The 13590-nt window shown below is 46.6% G+C and carries 8 protein-coding genes; 5 read left to right on the top strand and 3 right to left on the bottom strand.

From position 1 onward, the window contains the following. The first annotated feature begins 123 nt into the window (after nucleotides 1-123). Together QUA03_RS05315 and QUA03_RS05320 are read left to right on the top strand one after the other, a co-directional pair. Nucleotides 124-2268 carry an NACHT domain-containing protein gene (locus QUA03_RS05315; protein ID WP_333210316.1) on the top strand — a complete coding sequence of 715 codons (2145 nt, stop codon included), beginning with the start codon at nucleotides 124-126 and terminating at the stop codon, nucleotides 2266-2268. Further along, nucleotides 2265-3407 carry an SUMF1/EgtB/PvdO family nonheme iron enzyme gene (locus tag QUA03_RS05320; RefSeq protein ID WP_333210318.1) on the top strand — a complete coding sequence of 381 codons (1143 nt, stop codon included), beginning with the start codon at nucleotides 2265-2267 and terminating at the stop codon, nucleotides 3405-3407. Before QUA03_RS05315 ends, QUA03_RS05320 begins: the two co-directional genes overlap by 4 nt. A gap of 85 nt (nucleotides 3408-3492) precedes the next feature. Here the strand turns inward: QUA03_RS05320 and QUA03_RS05325 are convergent, their stop codons facing one another. Together QUA03_RS05325 and QUA03_RS05330 are read right to left on the bottom strand one after the other, a co-directional pair. Next, a complete protein-coding gene (locus QUA03_RS05325; protein ID WP_333210320.1) occupies nucleotides 3493-4098 on the bottom strand; it encodes a DUF3318 domain-containing protein in 606 nt (201 codons plus the stop codon). Between the two features lie 517 nt (nucleotides 4099-4615). Then, nucleotides 4616-6190 carry a nucleoside transporter C-terminal domain-containing protein gene (locus QUA03_RS05330; protein ID WP_333210322.1) on the bottom strand — a complete coding sequence of 525 codons (1575 nt, stop codon included), beginning with the start codon at nucleotides 6188-6190 and terminating at the stop codon, nucleotides 4616-4618. A gap of 220 nt (nucleotides 6191-6410) precedes the next feature. Here QUA03_RS05330 and QUA03_RS05335 point away from each other — a divergent pair, with 220 nt between their 5' ends. Next, nucleotides 6411-6701, top strand: coding sequence for a hypothetical protein (locus tag QUA03_RS05335; RefSeq protein WP_333210323.1), 291 nt, complete (start codon nucleotides 6411-6413; stop codon nucleotides 6699-6701). Between the two features lie 110 nt (nucleotides 6702-6811). Here QUA03_RS05335 and QUA03_RS05340 read toward each other — a convergent pair whose 3' ends face one another. Continuing rightward, nucleotides 6812-7006, bottom strand: coding sequence for a hypothetical protein (locus QUA03_RS05340; protein WP_333210325.1), 195 nt, complete (start codon nucleotides 7004-7006; stop codon nucleotides 6812-6814). A 399-nt stretch (nucleotides 7007-7405) separates the two neighbouring features. Between QUA03_RS05340 and QUA03_RS05345 the strand changes: the two genes are divergently transcribed. Further along, the gene (locus QUA03_RS05345; RefSeq protein WP_333210327.1) at nucleotides 7406-12265 is read left to right on the top strand and encodes a CHAT domain-containing protein; all 4860 of its coding nucleotides are present in this window, start codon (nucleotides 7406-7408) and stop codon (nucleotides 12263-12265) included. A gap of 359 nt (nucleotides 12266-12624) precedes the next feature. Then, nucleotides 12625-13590, top strand: a 966-nt coding sequence (locus QUA03_RS05350; protein WP_333210329.1) for a protein kinase domain-containing protein, incomplete at its 3' end; no start/stop codon positions are given.

The following is a 13590-nucleotide window of genomic DNA, read 5'->3' on the forward strand; positions in this document are numbered from 1 at the left end:
CGGGCGATCGACAAATCTACTTCGGAAAGATCGCACATGAGCAATAAATAACATCTCTTGCTAACGATCGATCGCTACGATCGCCTAAACTGGGAAACAACAGGCTTTTAAATGCGATCGCGTATGTCCAGATTTATACAAAATTGGCTGCTACCATTGCTATTGATACTCAGTAATGGTTTCTTGGGTTGGCTGATCAACCAACTGCCGGGTAAACAGGACTTAAAAATTGAAGACCCTATAATAATCTTGCTGACAGTAGTGTGTCTATTGGCACTTTTTATCCTCGGTGCTATATCCAGTCAGTCTCAGCCGAGTGCAGCGCCTGCAAATCAAAATTGGGTTCTTGGTTTTTTACCCCTACTGGGAGGTGGCATCCTTTTCGGACTCTTGAAAGGGAACCACCTAGCCGCCGAATTCAACTCAGCAGTTTTTTATACATCTCTCATTCTGTTTGGTTTGGGGGCTGTGCTCCCGCCTCTACTGCTTTTACCGAGACAATGGCAGAACAGGTTGGTATGGTTGCTCCCCGGTTTTGGACTGGTGGCAATGTTGTATTTCATACGGAGGGGCGAAGGGACAGCAGCGTTTTTGGCTTTGGTTGTGACTGTAATTTTGATGTTGTTTATCCATGCCATCAAGTTTCTCATCCCAGTTACTAACCAACTTGCACCGAAGTTTAGGGCAAAGAGAGATCAACTTGCAATTAGTTTTGCAGACGGGTTTTGGAATAAATTTGAAGATTTTACCTCACCTTTTCAGCGGGAATATTACCAGGGTTTGACTTATATCTGTCGATATTATCAAACACAGGGATTGGATAGAGATCGAAATCTGAACTTGCAAAAAGTATTTGTGCCTCTCAAAATCGCTGCAACAGAGGCAGCGAATACAAGTCACAAAATGATTCAGCCGCTAAAGGATGAAGGAAATAACTCAAATGAAATACAAATTTGGAATTTTTTAGCAGCGATAGATAAGTATCCGGCATTTCGGCGCATGGCAGTGTTGGGCGCACCCGGTTCCGGGAAAACTACCCTTTTGAGATATTTAACGCAGACTTATGCCACACAGCAACAGCGGAAAGTGCATCCGAAAGCGCCGAAACTGATTCCGATATTGTTGTATCTCGGAGATGTGCGTCAGGAAATTGTGAATAACAATCAACTCACTCTGGCAGATTTAATTACTCAACAAGTACAGCAGCAGCAGCAGAAACATCAACTGCTGAATCCACCGCCTAACTGGTTTGCCGAAAGAATACGTCAAAACCAATGTTTGGTAATGTTAGATGGATTAGATGAAGTGGCAGATGAAACCCAGCGCCAGCAAGTAAGTCGTTGGGTAGACGCACAGATGCAGGCATACCCGGACACGGCTTTTATCTTAACCTCTCGACCTTTTGGCTATAAAAATGCGCGGTTGCAACAAGATGTGACTGTCTTAGAAGTGCAACCATTTAACATGAAACAAATGGAACAGTTTATTTGTAGCTGGTATTTGGAAATAGAGGTGATAAGTAGCGCTGGACAATATGATGCGGGAGTGCGGGCAGAGGCTAAACAACAAGCAGATGATTTAATTAAGCGGATTAAAAATAGCAAACCTCTGGCGGACATGGCGGTGAATCCTTTGCTGCTAACAATGATTGCCACAGTTCACCGTCGCGGTAGTGCCTTGCCAGGAAAACGGGTTGAACTTTACAAAGAAATTTGCCAAGTTTTACTAGAAAGGCGACAAAGAGCTAAAAAGATTGCGGATGCGCTAACAGCGACGCAAAAGCAATCTGTTCTGCAAGTGCTGGCATTTGAATTAATGCAGCAGAAAACTCGTGAGTTCAACCTATCCGAGGGAATTGATTGGATTACAGACAAATTGGCATATGTAGCAGGCAGTGGGGCGAATCCAGAGGAATTTATTCAGCAAGTTCGGGATGTGAGTGGGTTGTTAGTGGAAAAAGAAGTAGGCGTTTATGAATTTGCTCACTTGAGTTTCCAGGAATATTTAGCAGCGGTTCAGATTAAAGAATCGAACGAAGAGAGTATGTTAATCGGAAATATTAACCAATCTTGGTGGGCTGAAACTATCCGTCTTTATGCAGCGCAGAGTAATGCTAGTAATCTGATTCGTACAGTCTTGGCGATGCCATCTCCATCGGTTGAGGTAATGGCACTCGCCTATGATTGCTTGGACGAGGGGTTGAGTGTAAATCCAGATGTTCGGCAACAACTGGAACAAAGGTTAAACGCAGATTTGGAAAGTCGATGACAGCAAGATTCATTTTAGCAGCTAATGTTCTGTTATCCCGGCGTCTACAAAATTTGCTGCGGATTGATGAGAATGTCGAAATTGACATGAGTTACATCACCTGCGCCGAATATCAGCTTTTTATTTATGAGAAGTTGAAAGGGGCTGAACATCGTCAACCTGACCAGTGGACAAGTTACAGCTTTCCGCCAGGAGATGCCAGAAAGCCTATTACTGGAGTACGGGCTAGTGATGCTGAGGAGTTTTGTGAATGGTTAACTCAGCAGCAATTTGCATTGGGATTTAAATACAGACTGCCCACTTTAGCTGAAGTAGAGGAGTATCCAGTTACAGAAAAACAAGTAGGATGCTGGTGTTTGGATGGAGAACAGCGAATCATTTTAGGAATAGAAACTCAACAGCAGCAATCTTGGGAACAGGAATTAGCTGAGGTTTTGGCTCTGAACCGCCTCCTCAAATTCTACCGCGACCTCAAACTCGACCTCAACCGCGACCTCAACCGCGACCTCAAACCCGACCTCAACCGCGACCTCAACCGCGACCTCAACCGCGACCTCAACCGCGTCCTCTACTGCGACCTCTACTGCGACCTCAACCGCGACCTCAAACGCGTCCTCAACTCCGACCTCAACCTCTTCCTCAACCGCGACATCAACCTCCTCCTCAACTACGATCTCAACTTCATCCTCTACCGCGACCACGAACTCGTCCTTAAACTCGTCCTCAACCGCGACCTCAATCACGACCTTTACCGCGACCTCTACCGCAACCTTCACCGCGACCTCAACTGCGACCTCAACCGCGACATCAACCGCGTCCTCAACCGCGACCTTGAAGCCGAGTTTAAAGCAATTGAAACAAGCAAAAGCAGTAATTTCCTTTTATACTTTCCTCTGCTTTCTATTCTTGTTATCTATCGTTTCTTGTCAGCAACTTATGAGGTAATCTCCCAAAATAAAGAGGCGCTCAATACAATTGAGTTAAGCAGTCAAGAAAGTGAAGCTATTAGTCGTAAGTATCGAGAGAGTCTCAATGAAATCTACCCACTTTATGTTTATTTGGTATTACTAGATGAGCGACAAGCGGGTCGGATGCCAGCATGGGAGAGTATTCGGATTGTCAGGGAAAGAGTTGAGTAGCAGATATAACGCCTGGATAGTAGGGACACAACAGTGTTGTGTCCTTTGGCTGCGGAACACAGGATTGTTTGTGAAATAGTATTTTCTAATCTTGCCTGACACTATCAGGTACGCCCACGGCCGAAATACCCGATATCGCCTTTAAGTTTTGACACCGAATCAACTCATTAAAATCCAAACTGCGCCCTTCTATTTGCGCCACAGCCTCGATCGCCCCCAGCAAATGTCCGGCCGCTTCCGCTTCGTTGTAACCACGCCTTCCCGCTACTCTAATCGCCCCTTCGTCAGCCTCTAACTCTACTTGGGAACTGCGGTTGTCGCGCCAGATTCGAGTCATGGCGAGTCCCGTCAAACCGCCCGCGATCGCAGTGCCGATCGCATCTCCCTGCAACAATTCTACAACAGTCCCGACAATTCCCGCCAGAGCCGCACCTTGATAAATATCCGGTTTAAACCACTTAAAATTGCACAGAAAACTTACATTCCGCAATAGCAATAAATCCCGCTGCGGCTTAGATAGCAGCCGCCACAAATCAAAATTAATATAAATCGGGCGAGATTGATTCCAAGGTAAAGGAAAATCGCAATCAATTACCGTTGATTGTTGGGGCTTATTAATAATTTTACAAGTCATGCGGCCGGAAGCGGGCATCACATCTAAGAGGCGGCGAATTTCTGGGTCGGGATTCATAATTTTTAGGGTAATTGATAATTGGTAATTGGTGATTGCATCTGCATAAAAAACAATAATATCTATCAGCGGCTTGTAGGGGCTGGTTTTACCGAAAATAATTGCCTAAAACCTACAATCTCGTAAACCCGCCCCCACCCAATCGCTAGTTTTATAGCAATCCTAAATCATTTGTGAATTTCTTACTCCCTCCCCTTAGTAAGGGGAGGGTTGGGGTGGGGTCAAAAATTTACGACTCCTGCAAGGATTCCTATACATACAATATTTGTAGATAATTGACAATCTTAGGACTTATGCACGGGTAGCCAGAAACCGGTTTTTTTGCTGATAAGATGCGTTACAGCCACAGATTTGGTGGAAAAACCCGGTTTCTTGGGCCAGAGTGCGTCAATAACTGATTTTATCGAAATCAAAGTTGATGTAGGTTATGGGTTGTGTGGGGGCGGGTTTATGTAGATTTTTGACGGGAGTTAAATATGGTTCGTAAAACCCGCGCCTACAACTCCATAGAAGATAATTAAGGGTTTTTCTTGGAGGCAGGAGAGGGAGATTCTTGATCTCTGGGAGTCGCTTTTTCGGTATTACCAGAAGGTTTTGGACTGACAATAGCTGGGGCAACTGACGGCTTTGAATTTGCGGCTGGGGATGCCGGTGATTTTAGAGATTCAGGGGCTGTTAGCGGGGCAGCAGGGGCTGTTTTAGCGCCTAAAATGCTGGCATCTCCAGTGTCGAAGGTTCCAGCGATGCAAGCGATCATCATTGTGGCTAAGGTGCCGACAAATAATGCTTTCCAACCGAGTTCGGAAATGTCTTTGCGGCGGGATGGAATTAGGGCGATCGTGCCGCCGACAAATATGCCGACGGAGGCTAAGTGGGCAAAGCCGGATAGGGCGTAACTGACAATTAAAACTGTACGATCGCTCACCAGGCCTTTTGCGCCCGCTTCTGCTAAACTTTGATAGGGCGGAATCGCTGTTTCTAACAACCTACGACCGATGATTACTGAGGCTTGCCAAGAGTCCTCAAGAAAGACTCCTGTTAATAGTGTCAGGGGATAAAATAAGACTCCCATAATGTTGGCTAAGGTGACAACTTTGAACAAGTCACCAATTGGGCCGGGCAAAATTGCCAGCCAACCAAAGAATTGATTGATTAAGGAAACTAAGCCTAAGATTAAAATCAAAACAGCGGCAATTGCTACTGCCATTTTTACACCGTCCAATGCACCAATTATCGCTGCATCTAAAGGGCTGACTCGTTCGATGGGTTCTCCCCCAACAGTCTCTTGTTTGAATTCTTCGCGCTCCCTGTCCGAAATTTCTTCGCCCACAAACTCGCGGCCTTTAGGCTGCCGTTCTTCCTTGGGAATGCCACCCATTGTTAGGGGCACGCCTGTTTCTGGTACTAAGATTTTGGAGAGGACAAAACAAGCGGGAATGGCGATAATTGAGGCGGAAACTAAGTGTCCTAAAATATTGGGAAAAACTGGCTTGAGAAAGCTGACGTAAATTGCTAAAGTTGAAGAAGCCGCAGTCCCAAAACAGCAAGAGAGGATTGCACAAAGTTCGGAACGAGTCATTTTGGGCAAATAAGGCTTGACGACAATTGCCGCTTCAATTCCTACGAAAATATTGGCCGCACCGCTGAGGGCTTCCGCGCCGCTCAACCGCATTGTCATGTAAAAGATTTTGGCAAAAAGTTCGGTGATAATTTGAATCACGCCGATGTTGTATAGCAAGGCCATGAGGCCAGAAAAAAAGATGACTGTCGGTAAAGCTCGAAAGGCAAAAATATATCCTAAATTAACTGCCGGCTCTTTACCAGGTATGGGTACAACATTGCTCCCGAATACAAACCTCGCTCCAGCGTCAGCAGCGGTGAATACTCCATCCAGTAAGCTAGTAAACCACTCTAGGGCGATGCGAGTTGGGGGGAACAGGAATACTAAAAATCCTAAGACTAATTGCAGGCCAATGCCCCAGATGATGACGCGCCAAGGTATATACTTCGACTGTCGATTTTCTGAAAAAACCCAGGCGATCGCACATAAGCCAAAAATGCCCAGAAACGAGATAAGATTGTAGATAGACATGAGCCTAGTCCTTGAAATAGTTGAGAATGCCGATCGACGGCTTGCACCACATCAGTTATACTATTCATCTGACGGCAAATGCTAAAAAAAATAACGGGCAGATAAATTACGCACTCAACAGCGTACTTATGTCATTGCTTAGGTCATTCCGAACTCTGCGGATCTTTAGCAAGCCTTGATTTGCCGTAATTACCAGCAGTTTAAATAGAAACTCTAACACATGGAAGCTTTTGCTCCACATCCTCCTGAATGGACTGCGACGGCGGTTCACGCTAATGAGTTTTGCTGTCCCAAGTGCGGCGCTAGCTGTACAGATGCCGCTGAGGTCTGGATTAATCGCCGATCGCCAGTATACACCGAGTTCAACCGCCGCAAGTGGCAAGAATTTTACAGATGCCAGTGTGGCGGTGTGTGGTGGGCTTGGAGTAGCGATAGGCCTCCTTCTGAACTTGTGCGTCGCGATGAAATCTCGAATGACGGCCCGGATGACAGCCCGGATGATGATTTTTAGAACCGTGACAGAATTTTCGCTTTTGGCTTTGCGATTTTTTTATTTAAAATTAGGGTAAGGTGCGCGGCCTGGCGCACCCTACGTTTAGATAAGTTATCGCCCGTTCTCAACTAATTGAGCACGTCAAGTATTCCATTGACTACGCCTTCCATGACTCTTTCAATTAAGCTCAATTCATTTTCGCCGATCGACTCATTTAAGAGCATTGACTGAATTCGCTGTCTGTCATCGCGAGTCAGTTCGCCTGAAGAAAATATCCGCTCTACTATTTGTTCAGTTAGAAATTGGAAAGCTGGAGTTTGCATGGTTGGTCTCTAAAAGCATTAATATTTTGTTTTTAACTTCATTAGAGCAGCCAGTTATTTTGCGGGTTTTTGCCGTCCCACCCAGTCAGTGCTGCAATCATAAGGCTTTGAGAGCATTTTGTCAAGATACCTGCGACAGATAAATATAAAATCTGCATTAAATTTCCGACATTCTGGCAACGGGTGGTTTTGGAGTGCGATCGACCCCCGGCGGTGGCAGTATTCGATCGACTTTTTTAAGTTTATTGGCACTTGGGCGGAACATTACAGCTCAAAAAAAATCAAAACGAGAAGAGATTAAAATTGGTAATGGAGAATTGGCTTTTCGGAATTCCCTCTTCCTTCCGGCTAATGACTAATGACTAAGAACTAATAACTAATGACTAATGGCTTCCTCCAATGACCTATTTTCGTTCTGCTCTAATTTTGACATTAGGTTTTGGGCTGCTACCGCTAGCAGTGCGATCGCAACCCGTAGTCCCTGCTACTGACGGCACGAATACTGTTGTTAAGTCCGAGCAAAACCGCACAGACATTAGTGGCGGACAACTGTCAGGAAACGGGGCAAATCTGTTTCACAGCTTCAGCCAATTTAATCTCAGCGAAGGTCAAATAGCTAATTTTATAACTAATCCAAATATTCAAAATATTTTAGGGCGGATTTCCGGCGACAATGTTTCCCTCATTAACGGTCTGATTTCTGTAAGCGGCGGTAACTCAAATTTATTCTTAATGAATCCGGCGGGAATTGTCTTCGGTCAAAATGCTAGATTAAACGTGCCGGGGTCTTTTTTCGCGACAACTGCTACAGGTATTGGGTTCGGCGATCGCTGGTTCAATTCTGCCGGAATTAATGATTACAAAGCTTTACTGGGAAATCCCAATCAATTTAATTTTAAAAACTCACAAGTTGGTGCAATTGTCAATGCCGGAAACTTGGCAGTTGGCAGCGGGCAAAGTTTAACTTTACTCGGTGGCACCGTTGTTAATACAGGACAATTATCCGCTCCCCATGGTCAAGTTACTGTGGCTGCTGTTCCGGGACAAAATGCAGTCCGTATTAGTCAAGTTGGCAATTTATTGAGTTTAGAAATTACTCCGTCTTGGCAGTCAGAAAACTCGGCGATCGCCCCGGTTTCTTTGCCTCAGTTGCTGACGGGCTCCGGCGTAGCATCAGCCACAGGTTTAACGACTAACGAACAAGGTCAATTGGTACTGACTGGCGGCCAAACAGTACCCGCAGTTGCCGGAAGTGCGATCGTCTCCGGTTCGGTAAATGTATTTGGCCGTTCCGGGAATGCTGGCGGCACAGTCAATATTTTAGGGGAAAAAGTCGGACTCTTCGGCGCAAATATCAATGCTTCCGGCACTGACGGCGGAGGTACTGTGCGCGTCGGAGGCGGTTTCCAGGGGATGGAACCAGTGCCAAATGCCCAGGTAACTTATGTTAGTCCTGATTCTACGATCGCAGCAAACGCGATCGACCGTGGCAATGGCGGCACTGCGGTAATTTGGTCAGACAATACAACTCGCTTCTTGGGCAATATTACTGCTCGCGGCGGCATCGCCGCAGGTAACGGCGGAACAGTAGAAGTTTCAGGCAAAAATGCTTTAACTTTCCAAGGAGAGGTCGATACCCGCGCGACTAACGGTGCGATCGGCAACCTGTGGCTCGATCCGGCCAATATTGCGATCGTCAGCGGTAACGGCGACACCAGCGCGCCATCTGGCGGGGAACTCGCATCGGCACCTGAACCCAATGAAACATCGATCTCAGAAGTACAGTTGGAACAGATGGCGGCCGGCAGCAACGTGGTTATAGAAACCCCCGGCTACATCACCCTCCAAGACTTACCCGATAACCAACTTTCCCTGCAAGCAAGAACGGGAGACACCGTAACATTTAGATCCGGCGGAGTGTTTGTTGTCAATGATCCCAAGGATTTAATCGAGACTCAAGGTGGCAACATCAACATTTTCGCCAGCAGCATCTCTCTGGGCGGACTTAATGCCAACGGTGGCAATATCGCTATCACTGGTAACGGCATTGACTTCAGAGGCGGCAGCAATTCTATCAGCAGTGCAGGGGGAACAATTCGCTTGCAACCCAACGATAGCCGAGCAATTCGGATCGGTGGTACCGGCGATATTTTGGGCATTTTGGACTTGACGGCAAGGGATCTCGGCACTTTGGCGGGGGATTTCGGCTCGATCGCGATCGGGCGCGAAAACGGTAGCAGCTCCTCGATCGCGATCGTCGCACCCATTACCTTCAACAGCCCGCTGACACTTCAAGGCAGCTCGATCGCGATCAACAATCCCCTGAGAACAAGTGGCAGCGCTAGCTTGACTCTCGACGCGCCCCAAACTGATCTCAACGCCAACATTGCCACATCCGGCGGCGATCTCACTTTTACAGGAAACGCATCCCTCAATGCTGACGTAGCTTTGAGCACGGAAGCTACCGGCAACATTCTGTTCTCCGGTAGCCTAGACGGATCTCACGCCCTGAGACTAGACGCTCAGCGAGTGCTGTTCGGCGCTACAGTTGGTCAAGCTGCACCGCTGGCGAGTTTGAATGTCAACGCCAGCAGTACCGAGGTTTCGGGCAATATTGCGACATCTGGCGACATGACTTTCAATAGTAACGTCACAGTCGATCGCACCGCCGCCCTAGCCGCCACTACCGGCAATATCACTTTTGCCAATACCCTCGACAGCATCCCGGGCCGGGCTAATAATTTGACGCTGCGCGCTGGTGGCAACATTACTTTTGACGGCAGAGTCGGTCAAACTCAGAGGTTGGGCCAGCTCTCTGCCGATGCTGCTAGCGTGACGGCTGCTTCCACAATTACAGCACGAAGTTTGAGCGTTAACGCCCGCGATTCCGTTACCTTCGGGGGGGACACCACGGCCGCTTTGGGAGCCGATATCAAGGCAGAAAACGTCTTCCTAGAGGGTAATTTAAGGGCGGATGGTGGCAGCGTGAATCTGCAAGGAAGCGGGGAGGTGCGGACTGGTAATATTACCTCGAATGGTGGGAGGATTCGGGTTGAGGGGAATACTGTTGCTGCAGGTGCGATCGACTCGTCATCGGCGGGAACAGGAGGCGAGATCGCTCTCCAAACCAATGCTGGGCCTTTAACTGCCGGAGCTTTGAACGCTTCGGGGGCGATCGGCGGAAATATCGATGTCACCTCGAAAGCGGGCATTTCGGCTCTAGATATCAACTCCAGCGGCACTTCAAACGGCAACGGCGGAGGCGTTTCCCTGAACGCGACTGATAACATTCAGTTGGGCTTTATCAATGCTCAAGGTGGCACTGGTGGCGCTGGTGGCAGCGTTGATGTGACAACCCTCGGTTTGTTTCGCTCGAACAATGTTTTCAACGATATATCGGGCAATTCTTCGAGTATTTCTACTGCCGGAGGTGCGGGGGCGGGGGCGATCGCAATTGGGCACGGAGGCGGTATCGATCGACCGTTTGTAGTTGGTGGCGCGATCGACAATGGAACCCTGGGAAGCATTAATGCTGGCGCGGGAAACGCCATTTTGCCCACTTTTTCTTTTGGACAAACTTACACCCAAGGAAATTTACCAAATCAGATTTCTCTAATTACACCTGCCGCGCCCTCTACTCCTGCACCAATTCCCGAACCAATTCCCGAACCAATTCCCGAACCAATTCCCGAAACAATTCCCGCACCGCCTGTAGTGCCAGTAGTCCCCGTAAATCCAGATCCGGCGCTGTCACTTCCTGCATCTGTGCAAGTAGAATTGCGATCGCAAAGTCCATACAAAACTCCCGAAATTAGCCCGGATATTTTCGCTCCTTCTCGCAGATTAGATGGGGCTGGTTCGGGAGTTTTAGAGTTTGAGCAAACCTTTACTCGCGAGTACGAAAAATATCTGGACTTGCCCGCAAGAAGACCGATTAGTAATATGTCGGTAATTTACGAAAATCTTCGCAAAAATGAACAAATTACCGGGATAAAATCTGCGATTATTTATATGAATTGGGTCAGCAGAGCGGATGCACGCGCGGCTAAAGAAAATGGTTCGGTGCTGGTGGCTAGTCAGGATTTATCTAATCTATTACCTGTGAGAAAAAACCTCGCATCCCAGCCTCCTCATCCTTTAGAAGATAAGTTTGCCCAGAGGTTGCCGCCGGATGGCAAAGAAGTTTCCGATGTTCCTAATGGGGAGTATTTAGAATTAGTGTTAGTAACAGCTAACGCTCAACCCCAGCGCGTTTTAATTCCGGCGACAACGCGCTGGCAGGTGTTGCAACTAGCCGATGCCCTGCAAAGCGAAATAACTAATCCCCGAAAAAGAAGCAGCCTTAGTTATTTGGATACCGCGCAAAAACTTTATCGGTGGTTAATTGCGCCAGTTGCTGCAGAATTGACAGCTTTAAAAATTGACAATTTAATTGTAATTCCGGCAGCCGGTTTGCGGAGCGTGCCGTTTGCGGCTCTTCACGACGGCAAAGGCTTTTTAGTTGAGAAATACAGCATTAGCGTGATGCCGAGTCTGAGTTTAACTGATACTCGCTACGACAATATTGCGGATGATGAAGTTTTGGCAATGGGGGCGTCGGTATTTGAAGATAAAGCGCCATTACCAGCGGTACCGGTGGAGTTAGAGTCGATCGCGCCGCCCGATCGGGGAAAATCATTTTTGAATCAAGATTTTACTCTCGGAAATTTGCAAGCTCAGCGAGCAAATCGACCTTTTGGTATCATTCACTTAGCAACTCACAGCGAATTCCAGCCCGGAGAACCGAAAAATTCTTACATTCAGTTGTGGGACACTAAATTACGTATCGATCAAATGCGGCAGTTGCGATGGAATGAACCGCCGGTGAATCTGTTAGTTTTAAGCGCGTGCAGTACCGCTTTGGGCGACGAAGAGGCGGAGTTGGGGTTTGCGGGTTTGGCGGTAGCTAGCGGTGCTAAATCGGCTTTGGCGAGTTTGTGGGAAGTCAGCGATGAGGGGACTTTGGGGCTGATGACTGAGTTTTATCGGCAGTTGCGAACCCCCAGACGCGGTGGCAATTTGATGATTAAAGCGGAGGCTTTGCGGCGCGCGCAATTGGAGATGCTGCGGGGGCGCGTGCGGATTCAAGACGGGATGCTGCGAGTCGATGGGCTTTCTGAAAGTCTAATTTTGCCTCCTGAAATTGCTGCGCGGGGCGATCGCGTGCTTTTGCATCCTTATTATTGGGCCGCCTTTACAATGATTGGTAATCCTTGGTAATGAAGATGTTGAATGAAGAAGGAAAAAGAGCCGGTTTGCACTCGCTTTCATTGCATGGTGATTCGCCCTATTTATACTCTAATTATGCAACGCCCACATCTGCTATGAAGACCAAGGGCGATCGCACTTCACTCTGTTTTGCCGCATTTTGCAGGAAACTGGGGAGCGATCGCACTCCTGACCGGAACGTTTAGCCGTCTTATTTTTAAGAAATGTTAATAAACAATAACTTTTCTTTTTAAACTTAAGTTTTTATTAAATTTTCGGATATTATTATGTATTAGATAATACATATACTTAATTAATTAACAATTGCTAAAAAAATAATTGAGTATTAATACTGACAAGAGGATGTAAGAATGATTAACTTACCGGGCTACGACATTACCAACCAAATCCATGAAAGTAATAATTCTTTAGTTTACCGGGGACTGAGAAAGCAAGACAACCAACTGGTAATTATCAAATTTCTCAAACAAGATTATCCGATGCCAGCTTCGTTAGTCAGATACAAGCAGGAATACGAAATTACACACAATATTCACCTAGAAAGTGTGCCTAAAACCTACAGTTTAGAAAGATACCATAACAGTTTGGCTATCATTTTCGAGGATTGTGGTGGAGACTCATTAAAGCTCTTGTTGGCTTCTCATCAACTTACCTTAGAAGAGTTTTTATTAACAGCTATTAAAATAACCAGGGCTTTAGGTGAAATTCATAGACATAAAATTATTCATAAAGATATCAATCCCAGCAATATTATTATTAACTCAAGCACAGGGCGAGTTCAAATTATAGATTTTGGCATCTCTACAGTTTTAAAGCGCGAAAATCCTAGCCTGAAAAATCCTAATGTTTTAGAAGGCACTCTTAGCTATATATCGCCGGAACAAACAGGCAGAATGAACCGATCGATCGACTATCGCACTGATTTTTACTCATTAGGAGTCACTTTTTACGAACTGCTAACGCGGCAATTGCCATGGGATTACAGCGATGCAATGGAATTAATCCACTGTCACATTGCCAAACAAGCAGTACCGCCCCATCAAATCAATCGAGAAATTCCTAAAGCTGTTTCTGATATTGTGATGAAGCTATTAGCGAAAACTGCTGAAGCCAGATATCAAAGCCCTTGGGGAATTATCGCTGACTTAGAAGAATGCCTAGAACAATTAAAAACTATGGGAGGAATTGCAGATTTTGCGATCGCCCAAAAAGATATTACAGATAAGTTTCAAATCCCTCAAAAACTCTACGGCAGAGAAACAGAAGTTGAAACCTTATTAGCAGCCTTTGAGCGAGTCAGCAGAGGCAGCACCGAA

It is taken from the genome of Microcoleus sp. S36b_A4, assembly GCF_036700645.1.
In the GTDB taxonomy this organism is placed as follows: domain Bacteria; phylum Cyanobacteriota; class Cyanobacteriia; order Cyanobacteriales; family Microcoleaceae; genus Microcoleus.